At 62.6% G+C, this 25445-nt stretch carries 22 protein-coding genes, 1 tRNA gene and 1 pseudogene; 15 read left to right on the top strand and 9 right to left on the bottom strand.

The window, feature by feature from the left end; all coding sequences use genetic code 11:
• The first annotated feature begins 123 nt into the window (after positions 1-123).
• The 5 genes from AB5K84_RS13890 to lpdA are packed head-to-tail and all read left to right on the top strand — an operon-like array spanning position 124 to position 5387.
• The gene (locus AB5K84_RS13890; protein WP_028176112.1) at positions 124-444 is read left to right on the top strand and encodes a hypothetical protein; all 321 of its coding nucleotides are present in this window, start codon (positions 124-126) and stop codon (positions 442-444) included.
• Positions 441-1673, top strand: a complete 1233-nt coding sequence (locus tag AB5K84_RS13885) for a 3-methyl-2-oxobutanoate dehydrogenase (2-methylpropanoyl-transferring) subunit alpha (protein WP_028176113.1) — start codon at positions 441-443, stop codon at positions 1671-1673. The genes AB5K84_RS13890 and AB5K84_RS13885 overlap by 4 nt, the downstream gene beginning before the upstream one ends.
• A 3-nt stretch (positions 1674-1676) precedes the next feature.
• Complete coding sequence (locus AB5K84_RS13880) at positions 1677-2693, top strand: alpha-ketoacid dehydrogenase subunit beta (RefSeq protein WP_011089072.1); 1017 nt, start codon at positions 1677-1679, stop codon at positions 2691-2693.
• On the top strand, positions 2693-3976 hold the full coding sequence (locus tag AB5K84_RS13875) for a dihydrolipoamide acetyltransferase family protein (protein ID WP_441232522.1): 1284 nt from the start codon (positions 2693-2695) through the stop codon (positions 3974-3976). Before AB5K84_RS13880 ends, AB5K84_RS13875 begins: the two co-directional genes overlap by 1 nt.
• Before the next feature lie 13 nt (positions 3977-3989).
• Positions 3990-5387, top strand: a complete 1398-nt coding sequence (gene lpdA, locus AB5K84_RS13870; RefSeq protein ID WP_441232521.1) for a dihydrolipoyl dehydrogenase — start codon at positions 3990-3992, stop codon at positions 5385-5387.
• A 238-nt stretch (positions 5388-5625) separates the two neighbouring features.
• On the opposite strand, the gene AB5K84_RS13865 is transcribed toward lpdA, so the two are convergent.
• Positions 5626-6393, bottom strand: coding sequence for a hypothetical protein (locus AB5K84_RS13865; RefSeq protein ID WP_441232520.1), 768 nt, complete (start codon positions 6391-6393; stop codon positions 5626-5628).
• Positions 6275-7933 carry an ABC transporter transmembrane domain-containing protein gene (locus AB5K84_RS13860; protein ID WP_441232519.1) on the bottom strand — a complete coding sequence of 553 codons (1659 nt, stop codon included), beginning with the start codon at positions 7931-7933 and terminating at the stop codon, positions 6275-6277. The genes AB5K84_RS13865 and AB5K84_RS13860 overlap by 119 nt, the downstream gene beginning before the upstream one ends.
• Positions 7934-8152: 219 nt before the next feature.
• Here AB5K84_RS13860 and AB5K84_RS13855 point away from each other — a divergent pair, with 219 nt between their 5' ends.
• From AB5K84_RS13855 to AB5K84_RS13825, 7 genes are read left to right on the top strand one after another with little or no spacing between them, the layout of a single operon-like run.
• A complete protein-coding gene (locus AB5K84_RS13855) occupies positions 8153-8473 on the top strand; it encodes a helix-turn-helix domain-containing protein (RefSeq protein WP_028176116.1) in 321 nt (106 codons plus the stop codon).
• Positions 8473-10488 carry a hydrogenase 4 subunit B gene (hyfB, locus tag AB5K84_RS13850; RefSeq protein WP_027548290.1) on the top strand — a complete coding sequence of 672 codons (2016 nt, stop codon included), beginning with the start codon at positions 8473-8475 and terminating at the stop codon, positions 10486-10488. Before AB5K84_RS13855 ends, hyfB begins: the two co-directional genes overlap by 1 nt.
• Positions 10479-11435, top strand: a complete 957-nt coding sequence (locus AB5K84_RS13845; RefSeq protein WP_028176117.1) for a respiratory chain complex I subunit 1 family protein — start codon at positions 10479-10481, stop codon at positions 11433-11435. Before hyfB ends, AB5K84_RS13845 begins: the two co-directional genes overlap by 10 nt.
• A 5-nt stretch (positions 11436-11440) precedes the next feature.
• Positions 11441-12103: a hydrogenase-4 component E gene (locus AB5K84_RS13840; RefSeq protein ID WP_027548289.1), complete on the top strand. Its 663-nt coding sequence runs from the start codon at positions 11441-11443 to the stop codon at positions 12101-12103.
• Positions 12100-13551: a hydrogenase 4 subunit F gene (locus AB5K84_RS13835; protein WP_011089082.1), complete on the top strand. Its 1452-nt coding sequence runs from the start codon at positions 12100-12102 to the stop codon at positions 13549-13551. Before AB5K84_RS13840 ends, AB5K84_RS13835 begins: the two co-directional genes overlap by 4 nt.
• Before the next feature lie 18 nt (positions 13552-13569).
• Positions 13570-15081: a hydrogenase large subunit gene (locus AB5K84_RS13830; RefSeq protein WP_182869334.1), complete on the top strand. Its 1512-nt coding sequence runs from the start codon at positions 13570-13572 to the stop codon at positions 15079-15081.
• Between the two features lie 13 nt (positions 15082-15094).
• Positions 15095-15628: an NADH-quinone oxidoreductase subunit B family protein gene (locus AB5K84_RS13825; protein WP_060908519.1), complete on the top strand. Its 534-nt coding sequence runs from the start codon at positions 15095-15097 to the stop codon at positions 15626-15628.
• An 85-nt stretch (positions 15629-15713) separates the two neighbouring features.
• On the opposite strand, the pseudogene AB5K84_RS13820 reads toward AB5K84_RS13825, so the two are convergent.
• Together AB5K84_RS13820 and AB5K84_RS13815 are read right to left on the bottom strand one after the other, a co-directional pair.
• Positions 15714-15917, bottom strand: a pseudogene (locus AB5K84_RS13820) (IS630 family transposase); the annotation flags it as partial.
• A gap of 438 nt (positions 15918-16355) precedes the next feature.
• The gene (locus AB5K84_RS13815; RefSeq protein ID WP_011089086.1) at positions 16356-16676 is read right to left on the bottom strand and encodes a helix-turn-helix domain-containing protein; all 321 of its coding nucleotides are present in this window, start codon (positions 16674-16676) and stop codon (positions 16356-16358) included.
• A 269-nt stretch (positions 16677-16945) separates the two neighbouring features.
• On the opposite strand from AB5K84_RS13815, the gene AB5K84_RS13810 reads away from it, so the two are divergent.
• Positions 16946-17680, top strand: coding sequence for a spermidine synthase (locus AB5K84_RS13810; protein WP_309142083.1), 735 nt, complete (start codon positions 16946-16948; stop codon positions 17678-17680).
• A gap of 411 nt (positions 17681-18091) precedes the next feature.
• Here AB5K84_RS13810 and AB5K84_RS13805 read toward each other — a convergent pair.
• The 5 genes from AB5K84_RS13805 to AB5K84_RS13785 all read right to left on the bottom strand — a co-directional run bounded on the left by AB5K84_RS13805 (position 18092) and on the right by AB5K84_RS13785 (position 22639).
• Positions 18092-18167, bottom strand: a tRNA-Lys gene (locus AB5K84_RS13805).
• 167 nt (positions 18168-18334) lie between these two features.
• Positions 18335-18931, bottom strand: coding sequence for a Spy/CpxP family protein refolding chaperone (locus AB5K84_RS13800; protein WP_060908522.1), 597 nt, complete (start codon positions 18929-18931; stop codon positions 18335-18337).
• Positions 18932-19128: 197 nt separating this feature from the next.
• A complete protein-coding gene (locus AB5K84_RS13795; RefSeq protein ID WP_028176123.1) occupies positions 19129-20133 on the bottom strand; it encodes a TRAP transporter substrate-binding protein in 1005 nt (334 codons plus the stop codon).
• 228 nt (positions 20134-20361) lie between these two features.
• Positions 20362-21924 carry a 2-isopropylmalate synthase gene (locus AB5K84_RS13790; protein ID WP_110117008.1) on the bottom strand — a complete coding sequence of 521 codons (1563 nt, stop codon included), beginning with the start codon at positions 21922-21924 and terminating at the stop codon, positions 20362-20364.
• A gap of 451 nt (positions 21925-22375) precedes the next feature.
• Positions 22376-22639, bottom strand: a complete 264-nt coding sequence (locus AB5K84_RS13785) for a hypothetical protein (RefSeq protein WP_028176124.1) — start codon at positions 22637-22639, stop codon at positions 22376-22378.
• A 278-nt stretch (positions 22640-22917) separates the two neighbouring features.
• Here AB5K84_RS13785 and AB5K84_RS13780 point away from each other — a divergent pair, with 278 nt between their 5' ends.
• A complete protein-coding gene (locus AB5K84_RS13780; RefSeq protein WP_271551248.1) occupies positions 22918-24150 on the top strand; it encodes an SMP-30/gluconolactonase/LRE family protein in 1233 nt (410 codons plus the stop codon).
• Between the two features lie 131 nt (positions 24151-24281).
• Positions 24282-25403, top strand: coding sequence for a D-alanine--D-alanine ligase family protein (locus AB5K84_RS13775; RefSeq protein ID WP_441232518.1), 1122 nt, complete (start codon positions 24282-24284; stop codon positions 25401-25403).
• The last annotated feature ends 42 nt before the right edge of the window (positions 25404-25445 follow it).

The raw sequence follows: 25445 nt of genomic DNA, 5'->3' as shown, positions 1-25445 counted from the left end.
GTCAATCCTTCTGTCTTTTTGCATTCCGGCGGGAAACTTTTCCGCGATTCCGGCCAATACACCGGAATTTTGGGAAATTTTCTCGAACCAGGAGATTATCATTGTGCGGCGGGAGAACGTGACATGCAACCTCAACAGCGCCGATCCGTCAGCGTGATCGCCACCACATCCGACCCCTTTGACGGGATCGTTCGGCTCGTCCTCGACGCGGCGCGGTTCGGCTTCGGCCTCGACCAGGTCGCGATGACGACCTGCCCCGGTGGCGGCCGGACGATACGGATGGTCCTTGAAGTCCAGCCGTCGGCCGATTGCGCTGACATCGCGGAACGGCTGTCGCGCCATCCGGCGATCACGGACCTTCGCGTCGTGGGGCTCGCGCGCGAGGAATCCGGTCGGCCAGGCGTTGTCTCTGCAGAACCGGCAAACGAGCGGATGCTTCCATGAACAGCCCCACGCCACTTCGCTTTCACGTTCCGGAGCCTGCAAGCCGTCCGGGGGGCAAGCCGGATTTCTCCGGCGTCTCGATTCCGAAGGCAGGCTCAGTCCGGCGCCCGCCGGTCGACGTGCTCCCTGAGGAGATTCGTGACCTCGCCTACTCGATCATCCGCGTGCTCAATCACGAGGGCCGGGCAATCGGGCCATGGGTGCCGGACCTCTCCCTGGACGAACTGGTCGCCGGCCTGCGCCACATGATGACCCTGCGCACGTTCGACGCGCGCATGCAGATGGCGCAACGTCAGGGCAAGACGTCTTTCTACATGCAGCACACCGGCGAGGAAGCGGTGAGCTGCGCGTTCCGCATCGCGCTCGGCCCCGACGACATGAACTTCCCGACCTACCGTCAGGCCGGCCTGCTGATCGCGCATGACTATCCGCTCGTCGACATGATGTGTCAGATCTATTCCAATGAGCATGATCCGCTAAAGGGCCGGCAATTGCCCGTGATGTACTCCTCGAAAAAGCACGGCTTCTTTTCGATTTCGGGCAACCTCGCCACGCAGTTCGTCCAGGCGGTCGGCTGGGCCATGGCGTCGGCGATCAAGCGCGACAACCGCATTGCCGCCGCCTGGATCGGCGACGGCTCGACGGCGGAATCGGATTTCCATGCGGCGCTTGTCTTCGCCTCGACCTACAAGGCGCCGGTCGTCCTCAACGTGGTCAACAACCAGTGGGCCATCTCGACCTTCCAGGGCATCGCGCGTGGCGGCTCGGGCACCTTCGCGGCGCGCGGCCTCGGCTTCGGCATCCCCGCGCTCAGGGTTGACGGCAACGACTATCTCGCGACCTATGCCGTCGCAAAGTGGGCGATCGAGCGGGCGCGGCTCAACCTCGGGCCAACACTGATCGAATACGTCACTTACCGCGCCGGCGCCCATTCGACGTCGGATGATCCTTCCGCTTACCGGCCGAAGCACGAATCCGAGGAGTGGCCGCTGGGCGATCCCGTGATCCGGCTCAAGCAGCATCTCATCGCAGCCGGCGCCTGGTCGGAGGAGCGCCACAAGCAGACCGAGGCCGAGATTCTTGCCACCGTCATCGCCGCGCAGAAGGAAGCCGAGGCCTTCGGCACCCTGCATTCCGGCGGTAAGCCCTCGGCGCGCGATATCTTCGAGGATGTCTATGCCGAACTACCGCCGCATCTGCGTCGGCAGCGCCAGCAGATCGGAGTCTGAGCCATGCCGCGCATGACGATGATCGAGGCAATCCGCTCGGGGCTCGACGTCTCGATGGCTCGCAACGACGACGTCGTGGTCTATGGCGAGGACGTCGGCTTTTTCGGCGGCGTGTTCCGCTGCACGCAGGGCCTGCAGCAGAAGTACGGCGTCTCGCGCTGTTTCGATGCGCCGATCAGCGAATGCGGCATCGTCGGCACCGCGATCGGCATGGCCGCTTATGGACTGCGCCCCTGCGTCGAGCTTCAGTTCGCCGATTACATGTATCCGGCCTACGACCAGATCGTCTCGGAGGCAGCTCGCCTGCGCTATCGTTCGGCTGGCGACTTCACCTGCCCCCTCGTCATCCGCATGCCGACCGGCGGAGGCATTTTCGGTGGACAGACCCACAGCCAGAGCCCCGAGGCACTCTTCACCCATGTCGCGGGACTGAAGACCGTAGTGCCGTCCAATCCCCATGATGCGAAGGGCCTCCTGATCGCGGCCATCGAGGATCCGGATCCCGTCATCTTTCTGGAGCCAAAGCGGCTTTACAACGGCCCGTTCGACGGTCATCACGATCGCCCGGTCACCGCATGGGCCAAACATGAGCTCTCCGAAGTGCCGGAGGGACACTACACCACGCCGCTCGGCAAGGCGGTGACGCGGCGCGCCGGAGAGGCCGTCACCGTCCTGACGTACGGCACCATGGTTCACGTCGCGCTGGCGGCAGTCGAGGAGACGGGCGTCGATGCCGAGGTGATCGACCTGCGCACCCTGCTTCCGCTCGATCTCGAGACGATCATCGCTTCCGTCGCCAGGACCGGCCGCTGCATCGTGCTGCACGAAGCAACCCTGACCTCCGGCTTCGGCGCGGAGCTCACGGCGCTGGTGCAGGAGCACTGCTTCTATCATCTCGAAGCGCCGGTGATGCGCGTCACCGGCTGGGACACGCCCTACCCGCATGCCCAGGAATGGGACTATTTCCCAGGTCCTATCAGGCTCGGGCAAGCACTGCGCGACATCATGGAGACACGCTGATGGGTGAGCGCAGCGTCAAGCTTCCGGATATCGGGGAAGGCATCGCCGAAGCAGAACTCGTCGAGTGGCACGTCAAGGAGGGCGATCTTGTTCGCGAGGACGACCTGCTCGCCACCGTGATGACTGACAAGGCCTCGGTCGAGATTCCCTCGCCGCTCGCAGGCGAGGTCAGCTGGATCGGCGCCCGGATTGGCGATGCGGTGGCGATCGGCTCGACGCTCGTGAAGCTCAAGGTCGCAGGCGATGATGCCTCGGAGCCGGCAGACGAGGCACCGACGGAAGACGTCGCCACACCATCGGCCGTGACGAATGCCAAAACCCCGGATGCTGTGCCAACGCCCCCTGCCCGCATCCGCCCCGCGGCCATCGAGGCCCGGCCGGCGACCACGTCTGCGGTCCGCCGCACGCCGGGCGAGAAGCCGCTGGCCTCGCCCGCCATACGCCTCAAGGCGCGGGAAGCCGGCCTGGACCTGCGCCAGGTCCACGGCACAGGCCCCGCCGGACGCATCACCCACGAGGACATCGACGCCTTCCTGTCGCGCGGACCGGCACCGACCCATGGTCGCGGCATGGCTCCGAAGACCGCCGTCACCGACGTCAAGGTGGTGGGCTTGCGCCGCCGCATTGCCGAGAAGATGGCGCTGTCGAAGTCTCGCATCCCGCACATCACCATCATCGAGGAGGTCAACGTCTCGCCGCTGGAGGATCTGCGCGCGACGCTGAACAGGAAGCCTGCGCCGGAGCACCCGAAGCTCACGCTGCTGCCGTTCCTGATGCGGGCGATGGTCAAGGCGCTTACCGAGCAGCCCGCGCTCAACGCACTCTATGACGACGAGGCCGGCATCGTCCACGAGCATGCCGGCATCCATATCGGCATCGCAACCCAGACTCCGTCAGGCCTCGTCGTGCCCGTGGTGAAGCATGCGGAGGCGCGCGACCTCCGGGACTGCAGCATCGAGCTGAACCGTCTCGCGCAGCGCGCCCGCGAGGGCACCGCGACGCGCGAGGAGCTGACCGGCTCGACAATCACCATCACCTCGCTCGGCGCGCTCGGCGGCCTTGCGACCACGCCGGTGATCAATCATCCCGAGGTCGCCATCGTCGGCGTCAACAAGATCGCGATACGTCCAGTCTGGGACGGCACGCAGTTCGTGCCATGCAAGATGATGAACCTCTCCTGCAGCTTCGATCACCGCGTCATCGACGGATGGGACGCCGCCGTCTTCGTGCAGAGGCTCAAGGAGCTGCTGGAGAACCCGGCGACGATCTTCGTCGACCCCTAAGGCAGAGCAAGCAATGACCGAAATCACCTGTCAGCTCCTCGTAGTCGGTGCCGGGCCCGGCGGCTATGTGTGCGCGATCCGCGCCGGCCAGCTCGGCCTCGACACCGTTCTCGTCGAACGCGGCAAGCTCGGCGGAAGCTGCCTGAACGTCGGCTGCATTCCTTCGAAGGCGATGATTCATGTTGCCGAGGAATTCGAGAAGCTGGCGGAGGCAGCTGATGGCAAGACCCCCTTTGGCCTGACGGCGGCGCAACCTGCTCTCGACTTCAAGCAGGCGATCGCCTGGAAGGACGGTATCGTTCATCGGCTGAACAACGGCGTCGCTGCGCTGCTCCGCAAGGCCAAGGTCAAGATCGTCCAGGGCCATGGACGCTTCCGCGACGGCAAGACGATCGTCGTCGAGACCGAGACCGGCCCGAAGACGATCAAGGCCGAGACGGTGGTGATCGCGACCGGCTCGGCTCCTGTCGAGCTGCCGACCCTGCCGTTCGGCGGCAGGGTCATCTCCTCGACCGGTGCACTCTCGCTCGCGGAGGTGCCAAAATCCCTCGTTGTCGTCGGCGGCGGCTATATCGGGCTCGAGCTCGGGACCGCCTTCGCCAAGCTGGGGAGCAAGGTTGCCGTGGTGGAAGCCCAGAACAACATCCTGCCGCTCTACGACGTCGAGTTGACGGCTCCGATCGCCAGACGCTTGACCGCGCTCGGCGTCGAGGTGCTGACCGGTGCCCGGGCGCTCGGCCTGACCGCTCAGGGCGACGGATTGCGCGTCGAGACGCCCGATGGCCAGGAGCGCAGCCTGACGGCTGACAAGATTCTCGTCACGGTCGGGCGCACGCCGGTCACCGAGGTATTGGGGCTGGAGCAACTCGTCCTCGACATGGATGGTTGCTTCATCCGTATCGGCCAGCATTGCGAGACCTCGATGCGCGGCATCTACGCGATCGGCGATGTCACGGGAGAGCCGATGCTGGCCCATCGCGCCATGGCGCAGGGCGAGATGGTGGCGGAAATCGCAGCCGGCATGCCACGCGCGTGGGACAAGCGCTGCATCCCGGCGATCTGCTTCACCGATCCTGAGATCGTCTCCGCGGGCTTGTCACCGGACGAGGCTCGCCGGGCCGGCATCAACATCAAGGTTGGACAATTTCCCTTTGCAGCCAATGGCCGCGCGATGACGCGCCATGGCGAGCCCGGCTTTGTGCGCGTCGTCGCCAGGGTCGACAATCAACGCGTTCTCGGTATCCAGGCGGTTGGACAGGGCGTCTCGGAGCTTTCTGCCGCATTCGGCCTGGCGATCGAGATGGGCGCGGTCCTGCAGGACATCGCCGGCACGATCCACGCGCATCCCACGCTGGGCGAAGCAATTCAGGAAGCGGCCTTCAAGGCACTCGGCCACGCGATCCACGTCTAGGCCGTCGCGAGACGAACAGCACGTAGGCGCCTCTAGCGAAGAACGTCCGTGGGATCGCCGTCAAAGTGATGTTGACCGAGCTTGCTCAGAGCGCTTCGGTCTTGCCGCATAAGGATTCGTTCCCGTCGAGCCAATGAGGGGAGACAGAGTCGGTGGAAAACGGCTGGCCGACCTTCCGGCCGACCACAACGCCGCGCCCACGGCGCAACGTCATATGCGCGAGGCCCGGTCCAGCATCTCACCGCGGCACTAAGGAGATATCAACCGACGGGCGCAGTTCGGCGCAGACCGCAAGCACCTCGTGGATATCGCTGGCAAGGAACTTGTCGAACGGAGTGTTGTCGCCTACCGAGGCCCCCCCGATTATGGGGAAGGCCTGTTGCTTCAGAATATAATCAAAACGCGACGCCCACTTGCGGGCGCCGAGCCGCGCCGTGGTCGAGCAATTGTCGACCATGTATGACACGCCCTTATGGCTCATATAGGGATTGAGCGAATCGACCGCCTCGATGATTGATTCATTGGCGATCTCCGAATACGGGTGGCCGTGATCCTTTAGCACATCGACCTGCGCCATCATACAGGCTAGATAGACGCCGGCGGTTTCCGGATTGACTGGCGCATAGTTGCGCTCCTTATCGACGCGCACCTTATCGCCGACGGTCCACATTTCGGTGGTGTCGATGTTACGCATCGGATAGATGCCGTGGCGCCGGGTTGCCTGTATGACGCTGCGCACCTCGTTGCCCGAGGCAACGTCGTCGTAGATCTCCTCGAGAATCTCACGGCACGGATGGTACGAGGCGTTGTAGGCGGCGCGGAACGCCGCCTTCTCCTTGTCCTCAAGCTGCTCGTACACCGCCTTCAGACGGGAGCGCGAGATCGTCTTACTGATAGGCCCGGTGATCGACTCCGCGGTGTTGAGGAAGGCGCTGTCCTTCGACATTCCCTCCCCGACAAACCGCTCGTAGAGACTCTCCGCGATGCCATGTACAGCGCCTAGCAAAGCGCGTGGACTGGCCCTCGCGGCCCGTCAGATTGTCGACCGCCGCCATCGCCTTCAGCGTGCCGATCCCCGTGACGCTTTCGACGAGGAAGGACTGGTTCTCCGCGCCGCGTTTGAATTTCTCGTCGAGACGGGCGCGCAGCGGCGGCGTCACGATCACCGAGATCGCGACATAGAGGGGGATCGACAGCGTGACGACCAGGGTCAATAGCGGACTATAGGCGTACATGACGCCGAAGAAGACGATGGTGAAGAAGAGATCGATCACCACGGTGACGGCATTCGAGGTCAGGAACTCGCGAATGCGGTCGAGCTCGCGCACGCGGGCAACGCTGTCGCCGACACGGCGTGCCTCGAAATACGACAGCGGCAGGTTGAGAAGATGCCGGAACAGCTGCGCCGAAAGCTCGCTGTCGACGCGATTGGTGGTGTGAGCAAACAGCCAGTTGCGCAGCGCCGACAATCCGGTCTCGAAGATCAGCACTGCAGAGAGCCCCACCGCCAGCACGTCGAGCGTCGTCAGCGACTGGTGGACGAGCACCTTGTCGATGACGAGCTGGAAGAAGATAGGTGAAATCAGTCCCATCAGTTGCAGGAAGAAGGACCCGATCAGCACGTCGCGCAGCGGCCCCCGGTATTTCACGAGCGCAGGAATGAACCAGCTGATGTCGAAGGGGCGCGTCGCCCCCGCCATCAGCTCGCGCGTCGTCATGAGCAGCAGCCGTCCGGCATACCGGCCGCCAAAATCGTCCGCCGACCACACCTCGGGGCGCCCGCCATTGCCGCGCTGGATCAGGAAGCGCGATCCAGCCGGCTGCTGGTCGATCTTGAGCAGAACGACGGCTTCGCCGCCCTCCAATTCGGCGAGCGCAGGCAATGGGACCTTGTGAAGCGCCTCAGTGGCCGCAGGCTTCACCTTGGCGACGATCTTCAGCCGCTTGGCGATCCGGGCGAGGTCCTCAAGCTGGTATCGCTCGCCCGGCGAGCCATGGTCGTGAGCGATCTGACCAGCGTCGGCCGGGACGCCAAGGAATTTGGCTACCAGAATGAAGGAAAGCAGCGACGCCGGAAGATCAGGATCATTGCCGCTCGTTATGTCTGCAGTCTCGTCAGGCGCTTTCGCAATCGCAATGGTCATGACCCAGACTTCACACCCAGCCAGAACAGCCTGAATCCCAACCGGGAACCATGCAGGATTTGCCTGGTCCCGCGACTCGCGCAACAGATTGAGACAACAACTTAACCACGGATAACACGATCGCTTACATCTAACGTTGTTCAATGGGCAAGCCAAGCCCTCGTTCGTCGCCCCCGACGAAGGTCGAGGTGGCCATACGATCGGTCCGGCAGCGTGGTGGAGGCGCGGCAACGCGAATGTCGAGGTCAGGAACAATCGCGACGATACGCGGCGACCTGCATCGATCGTCCGGGCCATTGCGGGCCCGAGCCGTTCGACGACAGTATCGCTGCGGGTCGCAAACACCTTGTGATGCAGGCGGTCGTCAGGCCCGCTCCCGACGGCGCCCTGGGTGGCGCGCAAACCGGCACCGCCCGCGACGACAACCTCAAACGTATGGTCGATGAGCTCGCACGCGGGTGCCGAACTCATATTGGCTCCCGACGCATCAGGATTGGATGCCGACAGCCCGCGATGACATTTCGTTTAGATTAGATGTTTTAACTATCATATATTGACATTATAACATGACTAGTTACGATAGAAGGATGACGTCGTTCGAATCGGGTGGTGGGGCGATCGATGATCACAGCGGCTCAATTGCGGGCGGCCAGGGTGCTCCTCGGCATCGATCAGCGACGGCTCGCAGAACTGTCCGGGCTTTCAGTGCCAACGATCCAGCGCATGGAGGCGAGTGAGGCCATGGTTCGGGGCAATGTCGATTCGCTGGTGAAGCTGATTACAGCTCTCGACACCGCCGGCATTGAGTTGATCGACGAAGGGGCTGTCAGTAGCGCCGAGGGGCGCGGGGTGCGGCTGAAAGTCAATTCCGGATCGGCAAAAATCTATTTGAACAATCAGATAGAGAACAAAGCATCAAGCGGAATGAAGGCGCGCAGGTAATGTCGGCTGTCGTTTTGCAAATGCTGTGTGTTGCCGGAATGCTTGGATCGGCAGTTCTGGCGATTGTTCTGAGCCGCTCAACGATCGCCACGACCATCATCTACGGCGCGACATTAGCCGCGTCTGCGATTGCGTTGATAGGATCCATTCACTGGTTGCTGGGCGATACCGCGAACGCCGCCGATCTGATTCTGCCAATCGGATTGCCGTGGCTTGGCGCCCATTTCCGCCTCGACGGACTGGCTTCGTTCTTTCTCGTCGTCGTCAATCTCGGAGGGGCATCGGCAAGCCTCTATGGTCTCGGCTACGGTCATCATGAGGAGGCGCCGCAGCGCGTGTTGCCCTTCTTCCCCGCCTTCCTGGCAGGAATGAATCTTGTGGTGCTGGCGGGTGATGCGTTTTCTTATCTGCTTTGTTGGGAATTCATGTCGCTCGCGTCCTGGGCGCTCGTCATGGCGCACCATCGTGAACCGGGCAACGCGAAAGCCGGTTACGTCTACCTCGTCATGGCGAGCTTCGGCACGCTCGCCCTGCTGCTAGCCTTCGGCCTCTTGGCGGGGCCGGCGGGAGACTACGAATTTGCCGCCATTCGCACGGCTCAACATACGCCCTACGTGGCCACGTTGGTATTGATCCTCATGTTGCTCGGCGCCGGTTCAAAGGCGGGCCTGGTGCCGCTGCACGTCTGGTTGCCGCTCGCGCATCCCGCGGCGCCGAGCCACGTCTCGGCGCTGATGAGCGGCGTCATGACCAAGGTCGCGATCTACGGCTTCATTCGCGTGGTATTCGATCTCCTGGGACAGCCGAGCTGGTGGGCGAGTGTGATCGTGCTTTCTCTTGGCGGCCTCACTGCCGTAATGGGGATCTTGTATGCGATGATGGAAAAGGACCTCAAGCGCCTGCTCGCCTACAGTACGATCGAAAATGTCGGCGTCATATTCGCAAGCCTCGGCCTTGCATTGGCCTTCCAGGCCAACGGCCTGAAACTACAGGCCGCGCTCGCGTTTGCGGCGGCTCTGTTTCACGTTCTCAATCACTCCTTCTTCAAGAGTCTGCTTTTCTTCGGCGCCGGTGCCGTGCTGACCGCGACCGGCGAACGGGACATGGACAAGCTGGGTGGCCTCATTCATCGCATGCCGTACACAAGCTTCGCCGTTCTCGTCGGCTGTGTCTCGATCTCAGCGCTTCCGCCCTTCAACGGTTTCGTCTCGGAATGGCTCATGTTCCAGGCTGTATTGCAGAGCCCGGAGTTGCCGCAATGGGCGCTGAAGATCACCGTGCCTGCGGTCGGAGCTCTATTGGCCTTGGCGGCTGCGTTGGCAGCGGCGTGTTTCGTGAAGGCCTACGGCGTGACCTTTCTCGGGCGTCCGCGCGGCGTGGCGGCGGAAACCGCAGAGGAAGTCGACCGCTACTCGCTTTCGGCAATGTTCATCCTCGCCGCACTTTGCTTGCTGGCCGGAATTCTGCCGGGACTGGTGATCGACGCGCTTTCGCCGATCACGCTGCAGATCCTCGGCGGCCGCATGCCGATCCAGGCCAACGAACCCTGGCTTTCGATCGCGCCGATTGCGGAGAGTCGCAGTTCATACAACGGGCTGCTTGTTATGGTGTTCATCGCGATATCCGCTTCAGCGGCCGTCGTCTTTATCCATCGCTTTGCCTCTCGTGCCTTAAGGCGGGGGCCGGCCTGGGGCTGTGGCTTTTCCGATCCGACACCCGCGGCCCAATATTCGAGCGGAAGCTTCGCTCAGCCTATCCGCCGCGTCTTCGGTACGCTCGTGTTCCACGCCCGCGATCATGTCGAGATGCCGCCCCCCGGGGATATCAGGCCAGCGCGCCTGCGAATCGAATTGCACGATCTGATCTGGGAGCGAATGTATGAGCCGATAGCAGGCGCCGTTGGCTTCTCTGCCGATAAACTCAATCGCCTACAGTTCCTGACCATCCGGCGCTATCTCAGCCTGGTCTTTGCGACCCTCGTCACACTCCTTCTGGTTCTCGCGATATGGTCGTGATGTCGGACATTCTTGTGCAAGGCATGCAGATGCTTCTGGTGCTGCTGCTGGCGCCGCTGCTGACCGGCTTTGTGCGCAAGATGAAGGCCCGCCTGGTGCGTCGCCAGGGAGCGTCGGTCTTTCAACCGTATCTTGATCTCCTGCGATTGCTCCGCAAGGAAGTGGTGCTGGCGGACAACGCCTCCTGGCTGTTCCGCGTGACACCCTATGTAACCTTCGCCGCGATCTGGGTTGCCGCCGCCCTGGTGCCGACGTTCGCTACCGGCCTCCTCTTCAACTGGACGGCGGACTTGATTGCCATCGTGGCGCTGCTGGGAAGTGCACGCTTCTTTCTTGCGCTCGCCGGGATGGACGTCGGCACCAGTTTTGGCGGCATCGGCTCCAGCCGCGAAGTCATGATAGCGGCGCTTGCGGAGCCGGCGATGCTGCTATTTGTATTTTGCACGGCGCTGATTGCCGGCTCGACCCAACTTTCGACGGTCGCAAATTTCATGGCCTCGTCCTATGTCGGCTTACGGGTATCGCTGGGAATGGCGATGATCGCGCTCATCATGGTGGCGCTCGCGGAGAACGCGCGAATACCGGTGGACAATCCCGCAACGCACCTGGAGCTCACCATGGTGCACGAAGCGATGGTTCTCGAATATTCCGGTCGCCATCTCGCAATGATCGAATTCGGCGCCTTCCTCAAACTGTTGCTCTATGTCTCGCTGATCGCGTGCGTGTTCCTTCCCTGGAAGATAGCAGTCTTCGGTACCGGGCCGTTTTCCTATGCCATCGGCGCCGTCGCCTACCTCGTCAAGCTCGCGGTTGCCGGCTTTTTCCTCGCGCTGTTCGAGACCGCCACGGCGAAAATGCGGGTCTTTCGTGTTCCGCAATTTCTCGGTGCGGCCCTCATGCTGGGCCTGCTCGGCACCCTCCTCCTGTTCGTGTCAAAGAGCTTCTGATGCAGATGCACAGCCTCTCCTTCGACGTCTCGCACACGCTGGCCGGCGGGCTCGTCCTGATCAGCTTCATGATGCTGTACCAGGACAGGCTCTATTCGCTGCTCAACGTTTTTGCGCTTCATGCCCTGGTGCTCGCGCTGTCCGTCGCTTGGCAGGCCTTTGTCCAGGACGCGCCTCATCTTTACATCACGGCTGCAATCGCGCTCGTCTTCAAGGCGATCGTCATTCCGGTGGCGCTGCATCGCATCGTCAAGCAGCTTGGGATACATCGTGACATCGAGTCCGCCGTGGGGATCGGCCCGACCATGCTGGCCGGGATGGCACTGGTTGCCCTCTCAATGGTGCTGATGCTGCGCGTGACCGCGGAGGCCGATCCATTGGCGCGCGAGGATCTCGCTTTTGCCTTGTCGGTCGTGCTGCTCGGACTTCTGGTCATGGTAACCCGTCGCAACGCCGTCAGCCAGGTCGTCGGATTCATGTCGCTCGAGAATGGGCTGGTGCTGGCGGCAACCGGCGCCAAGGGCATGCCGCTGGTGGTTGAGATCAGCGTCGCCTTCTCGATCCTGATCGCATTCATCGTCATCGGCATCTTCCTGTTCCGGATCCGCGAACGTTTCGATTCCGTCGACGTCTCCGCGCTCGATGACTACCGGGGCGAACGGCGATGAACATAGCTTCCTTCGATTCGGTCGCAGCCATCCTGGTAATTCCGATCGGCTCGGCAGCGCTGCTCGCCGTTCTGCCTGGTTACCGGCTGACGGCCCGGTTGAACGTCGTGGCGAGCCTGGCGACATTTCTTTCGGCCCTCTCGTTGTTCGTCATCGAACGTCCGCCGCCGGGGCCGTACGTGCTCGTCGACGATCTCAACATCGTCTTCATCGTGCTCAACACCTTCGTGGGATTCACGACAAGCATCTTCAGCGCCAGCTACATCGCGCATGAACTGGAGACTGGGCGGTTGACACCGGTTTATCTGCGTTTCTACCACGCCATGTATCAGACCATGATGTTCGGCATGAACCTCGCTTTCGTGTCGAACAATATCGGGCTGATGTGGGTCGCGGTGGAAATTGCGACGCTCACCACGGTACTGATGGTCGGCATATATCGTACCCACGCCGCTCTGGAAGCGGCATGGAAATATTTCATTCTGGGGAGTGTCGGCATCGCATTCGCCCTGTTTGGTACCATCCTGGTCTATATGGCGGCGCGTCCGGTCATGGGCGAGGGGCAGGACGGCATGGTCTGGACACTTCTGATCCAACATGCCGCGAATTTCGATCCTGCGCTTCTCAACGTCGCTTTCATATTCCTGCTGCTCGGCTACGGCACCAAGGTCGGTCTGGCGCCGCTGCACGCATGGCTGCCCGACGCCCACGCCGAAGGTCCGACGCCCATATCGGCGGTACTGTCGGGGCTGCTGCTGAATGTCGCGCTCTACGCGCTATTGCGCTTCAAGATATTGCTCGCCGCCAATCCGGCGGCAATCGCTCCCGGCCCCCTGATGGTGACGATGGGCCTGATTTCGCTCCTCTTCGCCGCTTTCATGCTCTACCGCCGACGCGACATCAAACGGCTGTTCGCCTATTCCTCGATCGAGCACATGGGCATCATCGTGTTCGCGTTCGGCATGGGCGGCCCGCTCGCCAATTTCGCAGGGCTATTGCACATGGTGATGCACAGCCTGACCAAGTCCGCGATCTTCTACGCCGTCGGGCATATATCGCAGATCAAGGGCACCCAGCGAATCTCCCGGATCCGGGGCTTGACCGCGACCCATCCGGCGCTCGGCTGGGGTCTGGTAACGGGCGTCGTCGCGATCGCCGGCTTGCCGCCGCTCGGCATCTTCATGAGCGAATTCCTGGTCGTAAGCTCGACCTTCGCACGCCAGCCGCTGCTCGCGATCGTGCTGGTGTTCGGGCTGTTGTTGGCGTTCGGCGCTTTGACGTTGCGCCTGACGAGCGTCGCATTTGGCGAACCTCGAGGCAGCACCAAGTCAGCCGAGGCTTCCTACGTGCCGATGTTTGCCCATCTCTCGCTGGTTCTGATTGCGGGACTCTATCTTCCGGCGCCGCTCGTCACATGGTTCCAACACGTGGCACGCCTTCTTGGATAGTTTGGAGATCAACAGGATATGCCATCGCTGATCGATCTCATGCTGGAGGGCCGCCCGGTCCAACAACACAGCCCGTGGCCGCGAGCTGCAGTCGATGCTTCCGTTTGGACATTTGCGGCAAGCGAGCTGGCACATGGACGCTGGAGCCTGCTTGGCCTTTGGGGAGAACCCTCAACGGTGCACATGGCGATTATGGATGGACATACGGCAGAAGTCGCCACCGTCAGCCTGGATTGCCCCGACCGCACTTATCCTTCGGTCGGCAAACACCACCCGCCGGCGCTTCGACTGGAGCGCGCCATCAACGATCTGTTTGGTTTGTCAGCGGAAGGCTTGCCCGACACTCGCCCGTGGTTCGATCACGACTGTTGGGCCGTTCGCTTCCCCTTGGGAAACCGCATCAACGCGTTGTCGAAGGCATCCCCCTATCATTTCCTGCCGGTGGAGGCCGACGGTCTGCATCAGGTCGCGGTCGGTCCGGTGCACGCGGGAATTATCGAACCGGGGCATTTTCGGTTTACGGCCAGCGGTGAGACTGTGGCCCGGCTGGAGCAACGGCTGGGATATACCCACAAGGGTATCGAGGGGCTCATGACTGGAGCCAATCTTGAACGGGCTGTCCAGCTCGCCGGACGCGTGTCAGGCGACAGCACAGTCGCCTACGCGTTTGCGTTTTCGCGAGCGGCCGAAGCAGCCTTACAGCTTGTCGTGCCCGATCGCGCGGTTTGGCTGCGTGCCTTGCTCGCAGAGCTCGAACGGCTCGCCAACCATCTCGGCGACATCGGCGCAATCTGCAACGACGCCTCCTTTACGCTGATGCACGCCCTTTGCGGCGTGTTGCGAGAGAGCATCCTGCGCGCGTCCGATACCGCATTCGGCCATCGATTGATGCGTGATATCATCGTACCCGGTGGCGTGACCCGCGACCTCACTGAGGAAGGGAGAGAAATCATCCGGACGACGCTGCATACCATCCGGTTGCGCTTTCCTGCTTTGGTCGAGCTCTACGACAATACGGCATCGCTACAGGATCGTACTGTCGATACGGGCGTACTCAAGGCCGCTCTGGCTAGGCAGTATGCCGTTGGAGGCTACGTAGGCCGCGCGTCCGGCCGCTCATTCGACGCACGCAGGACACTTGGGTATGCGCCGTATGACGCACTGCGCTTCGATGTACCGGTCCTGAACGAGGGTGATGTCAACGCTCGCGTCTGGATCCGCGTGCGCGAAGTTGAACAGAGTCTTTTGCTGATCGACCAGATATTGGACCGGCTTCCCGATGGCCCGCTGGGAACGCATGCGGGGCATCGGCGGGAGGCGCGGGAAGGCATGGCGATCGTCGAGGGATTTCGCGGCGACGTTCTGGTTTGGCTCCGCTTGCGGGATGGCAAGGTCGAACGATGCCATCTGCGCGACCCGTCGTGGTTTCAGTGGCCGCTTCTAGAGGCCGCGATCGAGGGCAACATCATCGCCGACTTCCCGCTCTGCAACAAATCCTTCAATTGCTCCTATTCGGGCCACGATCTCTGAGGAACGGCACCAGATGCGCAAGCTGCTTTTTGAGAGCCTGTTTCGCCGGCCGTTCACCGAGCAAGCACCGTCACCGGACGATGCCGCGGTGACCGAGCTCGCAACTGCCGTCGGTCGCGCGGCACGACGGCGCCTCGGCCGAAGCCTCTCGATACGCGAGGTCGATGCAGGATCTTGCAACGGATGCGAACTTGAAATCCACGCGTTGAACAATGCCTATTACGACGTCGAGCGCTTCGGTCTCCGGTTCGTTGCGTCGCCGCGTCACGCCGATGTGTTGATGGTGACCGGACCGGTGACGAAGAACATGCGCGACGCGTTGGAGCGCACCTATCATGCGACCCCCGATCCGAAATGGGTCGTCGCCGTCGGAGATTGCGCCCGGGATGGCGGCTGCTTTGCCGGCAGCTATGCGGTGGTAGGAGGGGTCTCGCAGGTGGTTCCCGTCGATCTTCATATTCCCGGCTGTCCTCCGCCGCCCACCACGATCTTGCGAGGACTTCTCGCCCTACTCGATCAGGCGGCCAAGAACACCAATTCCATTTGAGGCTGTGGCGGCGCCTTCGGCTATTCCAAGCCGGCGTGATCGCAGGGCGCGTTCAGACCGGGATAGTCCTTGCGATGACGCCGATCCTTTTCGCACAGTATCGGGATGACGTTTCCACCGCGTCTAGTCGCGATCCAACGCCGTCGGCCTCATCGCTGGCTCGGCCATCGGCGGCCAGCAAAATCCGTGCGTGCTTGAGCTTGCGGGACGCATGCTTGCCGCCGCCGAGCAGCGCCCTGAGTTCGGTACGCTCGATTCGCCTGAGTTCGACCCGATAGCGTACATTCATGGCGTGCCTCCTCGTTCGAGGCACACACGAACAACTGAATCGGATGGCCGGCGTGAGTCCTGCGGCAAAAACCTTCACGCCCAAGCAGGGGCAGGATCTGGCCTTTATCCCTCTATAGCCGGCTGCATCGCGGGCCCCCGGCCGAAACCGACATGCAGGAATATTTCCGCGTCAGCACGCCGTCGGTTCACCAGATGGTGCTGACGCTGCAGCGCGCTTGCCTCGTCAGAAGGCCGCCAAGGACCTCTCGCAGCATCGAGATCCTCGTTGATCCAAAGTTGCTGCCAGAGCTACTCTGCCCCCAAGACCAACCGGTCATAATCAATGTGCAGTGCTACTAGGCGCCTCAAGGCGTGAGAAACCGCTTGCAAGTACGCTTGTCTTCAGCGTTTTCATCATCCTCGATCGAGAAACCCGTCATTCGAATGGCTCGAGGGGTCATCGCACCCGTTCCAAACTCCGCGGCGTAGAGGGCTTGGACTGCTTCATGTTCTTCATTTTCGGCTTCGCGACGTGCTCCCTGAGACGGACGCCTCGACCACCGGCCGAACTCGTAACCCCCGGATTGATCAATTCGATCCCGGCATTCTCCAGGGCAGAAACCAATTTCATCAGAGAATCGACATTCCCACGGATAACTCCGTCACTTGCTTCCATGCGCTGAATGGTGGGGACTGAGAGACCGGCGAGTTCGGCCGTCTGCCGCTGGTCTATATTCAGGAGCGCGCGGGCGGCCCTGAGTTGATTGGCCGTGATCATGAAATGGCGGCCTTCGGCAAATTTCTCATCGAATATATTTACACCATCCAAATTACCGCTTCAAGCATCAATCTAGATACAAAATATATCACCGCCAGTTCTCGCGGGCTTGAACCGGATTGCGGCCAGAAACCTGTGTCGAATTTCTATCGAAGAATACGGGAAATACTATCAACGGCACCCGAAGTGATTGGTTCTTAGCAAATTACATGATAAGAGATGTTTAAAGCATGCGTTCTAATGCCCATATCTTAAGGTCTTTGTCTGCCGTGAAACTGCTGGGGCGTTATCAAGGAACGAACGGACAGATCGACATCGTCGAGTGTTCATGGGATGGAACACGCGTGTACTTCGAGGAGGGCGTAAGGCAAAGTCAGGCCACGCCCGACGGAGAAAGTGTCTTCACCTATGTGAAGCTCATGGACGAACTTCTGTCTCGGTCCGAACAGATCCTCGTCCTGGGTTGTGGCGGCGGAAATCTCGCGACACGGCTGTGGCGTCTCGGCAAGAGATTGACCATCGTCGACATCAACCCGATCAGTTTCGTGCTCGCGCACAGGTATTTCGATCTACCGGACGATCTGCCCTGCGTCGTTTCCGACTTTCGAAAATTCGTATTCGATGACCGCGCATATTACGACGGCATTGCGATCGACGTCGGTGGACCGGGATTCCGATACGCGGAGGAGTTTGACGCGGAGACCTGCGACGCCATCCGCGCCCGTCTGGCACCGGGCGGCCGGATCGTGATGAACGTAACGGTCGCACACGACATCGATCCTACACCCGACCGGATCGCAGCCAGACTCGCCGGTGAAGAATTGCGGACATGGATCGTCGATGAGCAATTCGTCGAGGATCGCAATGCCGTCATCGCCTGCGTCCCCGAGAAGACCTTGGGTTCACCGGCAGCGCTCGATCGCGTGATGCGCCATAGCCATGAACGCTGGGCGATCCGCCGCGGGAGATTGCGAAATCGCGATCTCACAAATGGATCGCGCTAATGTCGCAGCTTCCGGCAGATCGACGTGGATAACCGGCACTGGGCTCGTCTCCTCCTTGGGGAACGGTTGGACGCGAACTGGGACTCTCTCCACAGCGGCCGCGTAAGCATCGATCTGGAAAACTAAGCGCGGTGGATGGTCCACCCTTTCGCGCCACTGCTTGCCGGCAACAGATCGATCGTCCACGGCGTGTCCGGATCGTCACGGACCTTTGGTTTCGCGCGGAAGCCACGATACCCCTACGATCCGTCCTGCCATCGACGGTTCTCGCGTGCCAGATTCCGGGCCGAGAACATTCAGAGCATCGGCAACTCGCGCATGGCGTGCGACGTGCGACCAAAAAAACGTCGCACGAGACCCATTTTCTCGGCATTGCCGCTTGTAACGTATTGATGAGGAAGGATTTTTAAATGGTGGGCGCACCAGGGCTCGAACCTGGGACCCGCTGATTAAGAGTCAGCTGCTCTACCAACTGAGCTATGCGCCCGAAAGGCGGTGAATGCCTTGCGAGGCCGGTCGTTTAGCAAAGCGATCCGGGTCTGGCAAGCGATGTGGCGCATGTTTTCCAAGGTTCTTCCACAGGCCCAAAAAAGCGAAAAGCCGCTGGATTCCAGCGGCTTCGCCAAGGTTAATCCCTGGAAAGTCCAGGTTGGCTCAGAGCCGGCCCTCGCGATCCCGGTCCGGGCCGCCGTCACGGTCGAAACGGTCGCCATGGACGTGGTCCATGCCGCGCTCCATCATGCGGTCCATGCCGCGTTCCATGAAGTGGCGGGGCGGGCCGTCCTCGCCGCCGCCGAACGGGCCGCGGTGACGGGTCAGCACGGCGAGGCGCCGCTTCTGGCCCTCGTCCAGGGTCTTGTAGAGGGGATCGGCGGCATCGGCGATCTTCTTCAGGGCCGCGGAGGAAGCCGCCATGTCCTCGGCGCGCTGGCGCAGGCCGGCGACCGGATCCTCCGGCTTGTCGGCGGCGCCGGGGACGGCACTCATGCGCGCATTGGCGCGGTCGATGCGCAGCTTGGCGAATTCGCGCACGGCGGCCTCGACCGGCGGCCACAGCTTCTCCTGGTCGGCGTTGAGCTTCAGCCCGGCATGGACGGCGGCGATCCGCGCGTCGACGAAGGCGGCGCGGTCTTCCGGGTTCATCCGGACGTGGCGGAAATGCTCCATCCACGGGCGATGAAATTGGGCATAGACCGCGCCCGAGCCGGCGATACTGAGCACGGCGATGGCTGCGATGGTGAATTTCCTCATGCGAACCTCCTCTGGAAGGATGCGCTGAGGATGGGCCCGGGGCATCTGACACGCAAATTACAACTTGGACAGGGAGGGCGTCCTTACGAAGATGTAACGCCTGATTTTTACCTCCAGCCGCAACCGGAAATCATTCGCAACAAAAAATGGGCTTCCGCGCCTGGCACGGAAGCCCCTTCATTCATGCATCCTTTGGATCAGTTCGTCGTGCTCTTCGATTCCTTCAGGAATTCGTCGATCAGCGGCTGGCCGACGCGGCTCGCGGCGTCCTTGTAGACCGGCTCCATCGCCTTGCGCATCGCCTCGTCCTGCTCCGGCGTGAGCTTGATGATCTCGCTCTTGCCGCCCTTCTTGATCTCGGCGAGCGCGTCGTCGTTCTCCTTCTGCGACTGCGCGTTGTTGAAGTCGGTGGCTTCCTTCATCGCCTTCGACAGCTGGTCGCGAATGTCGGCCGGCAGGTCGTCCCAGAACTTCTTGTTCACGATCACGACGTAGCCGATGTAGCCGTGGTTGGTCTCGGTGATGTACTTCTGCACCTCGTGCATCTTCTGGGTATAGATGTTCGACCAGGTGTTCTCCTGGCCATCGACCACGCCGGTCTGCAGCGCCTGGTAGACTTCCGAGAACGCCATCACCTGCGGCAGCGAACCGAGCGCCTTGAACTGGGCCTGCAGCACGCGCGAGGACTGGATGCGGAATTTGACGCCCTGGTAATCGGCCGGCGCGATCAGCTTCTTGTTGGCGCTCATCTGCTTGAAGCCGTTGTCCCAATAGGCAAGGCCGGTGATGCCCTTGGAGTCCAGGAGCTTGAGCAGCCGCGCGCCGAGCGGGCCTTCCGTCACCTTCCGCAGCGTCTTCAGGTCGGGCAGGATGTAGGGCAGATCGAACACCTCGAACTCGCGAATGCCGAGCGGGCCGAACTTGGAGTTGGACGGCGCCAGCATCTGCACGCTGCCGAGCTGAAGCGCCTCGAGCTCTTCCTTGTCCTTGTAGAGCGTCGAGTTCGGGTAGACCTCGACCTTGACCTTGCCGCCGGTGTACTTCTCGGCGAGCTCCTTGAACTTCTCCGACGCCTTGCCCTTCGGCGTATCGGTGGCGACGACGTGGCTGAACTTGATGATGATCGGCGATTGGGCCGATGCCGGCATGGCCAAGCCAAGTGCCAGTGCCGCGACGGACGCCGCGATCGCGAAGGTGCGCATGATCTCTCCCTGTTGTTATTCTCTTGGGCTGCCCAACGCGGGGCGCCTTATCCAATAGCCGCGAGCATCAATAGCGGCTGGGAGACCGAGCCGCTATTGGCCCTTAGCAGGGCAGCTATTCGCCACCACAACCGGCGTCATTCCGGGATGGTCCGAAGGACCAGACCCGGAATCTCGAGATTCCGGGTTCGCCTCTTCGAGGCGCCCCGGAATGACAAGCTTCGCTTGTCAGCTCGCCGCGGCGGTCGTCACCGTGTCGCGCTGGCGCTTCATGACGATCTTGTTGAGCGCGCCGAGATAGGCCTTGGCCGAGGCCACCAGCGTATCGGGATCGGCCGCGCGCGCCGTCATCGAGCGGCCGTCATGCGACAAACGCACCGAGACTTCCGCCTGGGCGTCGGTGCCTTCGGTGACGGCATGGACCTGGTACAGCTCGAGCTTGGCCTCGTGCGGAACGAGGCGCTTGATGCAGTTGAACACCGCGTCCACCGGACCATTGCCCTCGGCCTCCTCGATCTTGATCTGGCCGTCGACGTCGAGCTTCATGGTCGCGCGCTGCGGGCCATGGGTGCCGGCGATCACGGTCAGCGAGGTCAGCTTGATGCGGTCGTGGGAGGCCGCCATCTCCTCGTCGACCAGCGCCTCGATGTCCTCGTCGTAGATGTCCTTCTTGCGGTCGGCGAGCGCCTTCATCCGCGTGAACGCATCTTCCAGCTGGTTCGGACCGAGCTTGTAGCCCATCTCCTCCAGTTTGTGCACGAAGGCATGGCGGCCGGAGTGCTTGCCGAGCACCAGCGAGGACTGCTTCAGGCCGACCATTTCCGGCCGCATGATCTCGTAGGTGGAGGCGTCCTTCAGCACGCCGTCCTGGTGGATGCCGCTCTCATGCGCGAAGGCGTTCCGGCCGACGATGGCCTTGTTGTACTGCACCGGAAACGAGGTCGCCGCCGACACCACCTTCGAGGCGCGGGTGAGCTGCGTGGTGTCGATCTTGTTCCAGTAGGGGAATTTGTCGTTGCGCACGTTGATCGCCATCACGATCTCTTCGAGCGCGGCGTTGCCGGCGCGCTCGCCGATGCCGTTGATGGTGCACTCGACCTGGCGCGCACCGCCGACGACCCCGGCCAGCGAATTGGCAACGGCCATGCCGAGATCGTTATGGCAATGGACCGAGAACACTGCCTTGTCCGAGTTCGGCACGCGCTCGATCAGCGTCTTCATGAAGTGGGTGTATTCCTCCGGCACCGTGTAGCCGACGGTGTCGGGGATGTTCACCGTGGTCGCGCCGGCCTTGATGACGGCCTCGACGATGCGGCACAGGTAATCCATCTCGCTGCGGGTGCCGTCCTCGGCCGACCATTCGACATCGTCGATCTGGTTGCGGGCGCGGGCGACCATGGCGACCGAGGTCTCCATCACCTGCTCCGGGGTCTTGTTCAGCTTCACCCGCATGTGCAGCGGCGAGGTCGCGATCACGGTGTGGACGCGGCCGCGCTTTGCGAATTTCACAGCCTCCGCGCAGCGGTCGATGTCGGCGGGATGGGCGCGGGACAGGCCGGCGATGACGGCGTTCTTGGAGCGGCGGGCGATCTCGCTGACCGCCTGGAAGTCGCCCTCGGAGGTGATCGGGAAGCCGGCCTCGATGACGTCGACGCCCATATCATCCAAGAGCTCGGCGACCTCGAGCTTCTCCTCGAAGGTCATGGTGGCGCCGGGGCACTGCTCGCCGTCGCGCAGCGTGGTGTCGAAAATGATGACGCGGTCCTTGTCGGACTTGTTCACGGGGGCCATTACTAGATTTCCTTTTGAGCTTTTGCGCCGTTCAGTGCTGGGCGCTTGAGGTGTCCGGTGATCTCGACCAACCCCTGAGCGCCCAGGCGCGTGGCGCCCAGCCGGCCCTCAGGGGCAAGTAAGAAGAAGGCCGCCAAGAAGGAGGGTGGGCAGCAGCGCGGCCGGGATCGTGGCGGCGGCCAGAGCCACCTCCCCCGAAATCCCATCGATTTGGCCGCGAATCAGCATTGCCAGACCCTTTTGAGCCCTCAAATCCTCGGTCAAAACCGTTGACGGTTGGTTGCCGGGAGGCCCGATGCGCCTGTTTCTAGACGAGAAATGGCCGCAACTGCAACGCCAAAAGATGGTCAGGAAGACTGACCTGATCGGCATCGCGTCGCGTGACGCGCACTTCTGGCTGACGGCGAGTAGATTGCGCCTCGCTCCATCCGAACGACGGAGCAACGTCAAGCTATCCCGCGCGGCGGGCACGGGCCCTGCTCTCCCAGCGATCCAGCATCTGGCCGAGTTCGCCGGTGGCCACCTTCGCAACCGCGTTGGAATTCGCAACTTCGTTGGTGTTGGCGGGCGTCGTGGCGCGCAGCCAGCCCGGCTCGCTGTATTCCCGCCAGCGCCGCGCCTCCGCCCGACGCTTGCGGGAGGCGAGATCGCGGGTGAAATAGCCGGCGGCGAATGCGACGGCGAGCGCAATGACCAGTGCAACAACGGCTAACACAGAGAACTCCGGTATTTGCCCCGCACACCGTTCTGCCAGCATCGCGCGCGAGGTCAAGGCTTGACAGGTCTCAAAACCGGTCCCGGTTAACAGCTCGCGGGCGAGGCGAATTGTCGACTTTCACCTCGCACAGCCCCGCAATGCGGCGATGTTGCGGCGATCTCGCGGCATCGCGCGGAGGCTGCGAACCTGCCTCTCGCAACCTGACGCGGACCAGACTAACCTTCGCCGCGCTCGGCCGGATCAACCGGCCAGCCGAACATGACCGGGAGGACGCGATGACACGCCAGGAGGCTCGTGACCACGAGCCGCGTGACCAGGATGCTGCGCTTTCACGACGAACACTTGTCCGGGGACTGGCGCTCGGCGCCGCGGCCACAATGGCCGGCCCCGCGCTGGCCCAGACCGGGCCTGCCGCACCGCCGACGACGATCACGACCCCGCCCCGCGATTTCGGCCCCAACGGCGCGCCGACAACCTATTTCTGGGACCCCGACATCATCGCGGTCGATCCGTCGTTCGACGATCTCGCGCAGCCCAACACAGCGATCAAGCGCCTCTACACCGGCGTGCTATGGGCCGAAGGTCCGGCCTGGAGCGCGCAGGGCCGCTATCTGTTGTGGAGCGACATTCCCAACAACCGGCAGATGCGCTGGAGCGAGGACGACGGCCGCATCAGCGTGTTCCGCTCCCCGTCCAACAACTCCAACGGCAATTCATTCGACTTCCAGGGCCGCCAGCTCTCCTGCGAGCACCTGACACGACGCGTGACACGCTATGAGCACGACGGCACCGCCACCGTGCTCTGCGACAACTACAACGGCAAGAAGCTGAACTCGCCGAACGATGTCGTTGCGCATCCCGACGGCAGCTACTGGTTCACCGATCCGCCCTATGGCGGCCAGTTGTACGAAGGCGAGCCCGACGTCGCCGGCGGCCCGAGCAATTCGGGCGGCAAGCTCAATCCGCGGATCGGACAGCCGGCCGGCTTCACACCGGGCAAGCGCGAGCTGCCGACCAACTGCTACCGCATCGATCCCTCAGGCCGCGTCGACCTCGTCGTCACCGAGGAGCAGGTGCCGGATCCGAACGGCCTGTGCTTCTCACCCGATTTCAAGAAGCTCTACGTCGTCTCGACCGGCAAGGGACCGGGCGACAGCGGCCCCGGCGGCAAGGGCGAGATTTTCGTGTTCGACGTCGGGGCGGACAACAAGCTCTCCAACCAGAAGCGCTTCTCCGACTGCACGATCGACGGCGTGAAGTGCGGCCCGGACGGCGTGCGCTGCGACGTCAACGGCAATGTCTGGGCCTCCAGCAATGCCGGGCGCGCCGTCGGCTATAGCGGCGTGACGGTGTGGTCGCCGGAGGGCAAGCTGCTCGGCCGCATCCGCCTGCCGGAGGTGTGCGGCAACATCTGCTTCGGCGGCCCCAAGCGCAACCGCCTGTTCATGGCCGCGAGCCAGTCGCTCTACGCCGTGTTTACGGCGACGCAAGGCGCGGGGCCGGGCTGAACGGCACAAGCCTTTAATTGCGACACGGCGCCGGCGTGCCTCGCCGGCGCCGAATTGTTTCCATCGCTCCGTCGATGCTTGAATCGGGCAACAAAGGGTGACTTCCGGATCGAGCGCGTGATAATTGAGCCATGGCAGACAAAATTCGCGTCGTTGTTCTCTATGGCGGCAGGTCCGGTGAGCATGAGGTCTCGCTGAAATCGGCCGCTTCGGTATTCAGGCATCTCGACCGCACCCGCTTCGAGGTGATCCCGGTCTCCATCGACAAGACGGGCCGGTGGCAATGGAACGATCTTCGTTCGCTCGATCAGGCGCCCGCGGCGGCGTTGCCGATCCTGCCCGATGCGCCGGAGATGCGGCTCGCGAGGGGACCCGACGGACGCGGCGTCCTTGTGCCGATCACGCAAGGCGCGGCCGTCCCGATCGAGATCGACGTCGTCTTTCCCGTCATCCACGGGCCGCTTTGCGAGGACGGCACCGTGCAGGGCCTGCTGGAATTGGCCGACGTCGCCTATGTGGGATCGGGCGTTCTCGCCTCCGCCGTCAGCATGGACAAGGATGTCGCCAAGCGGCTCGCTGAATTCGCCGGCATTCCGGTCGCGCCCTATCGCGTGCTCACCCGCAAGGCCTTCGTCCAGGACCGCATCTCATCGCTTGCGAAGGCGGTCGAGGGCCTGAACCTCCCGGTCTTCGTCAAGCCGTGCAACATGGGCTCCAGCGTCGGCATCCACAAGGTCAAGACGCAGGATGCGCTCGAAGCGGCGCTCGATGATGCGTTTCGCTATGACGTCAAGGTGCTGGTCGAACAGGGCATCGACGCGCGCGAGATCGAGGTCGCGGTGCTCGAGGACGAGACGCTGTTCGCCAGTCTCGCCAGCGAGCTGAACCCCAACGCCCATCACGAGTTCTATTCGTACGAGGCAAAATATCTCGATCCCGATGGCGCTCGGGTCGACCTTCCGGCCAGGCTCGACGCGGCACAGATGGAGCGCGTCCGGTCACTCGCAACCCGGGTGTTCGCGGCGCTCGAATGCAGCGGCTTCGCGCGCGTCGACTTCTTCCTCGACCGGAAAACCGGCGAGTTCTGCTTCAACGAGATCAACACCCTGCCCGGCTTCACGTCGATCAGCATGTATCCAAAGATGATGGAAGCGTCGGGCGTGCCGTATGGCGAGCTGCTGAGCCGCCTCGTCGATCTGGCGCTGGACCGGCACCGGCAGCGTCAATCGCTGGAACGGGGTTACGCGAGCTAGGCGCCGGCGCGATCCGCCGGCGCCCGATCCGACCGCCCCCAG

This window comes from Bradyrhizobium sp. 1200_D9_N1_1 (genome assembly GCF_052075915.1).
Lineage (GTDB): Bacteria > Pseudomonadota > Alphaproteobacteria > Rhizobiales > Xanthobacteraceae > Bradyrhizobium > Bradyrhizobium diazoefficiens.
This window is presented reverse-complemented; position numbering and strand designations above follow the sequence as displayed.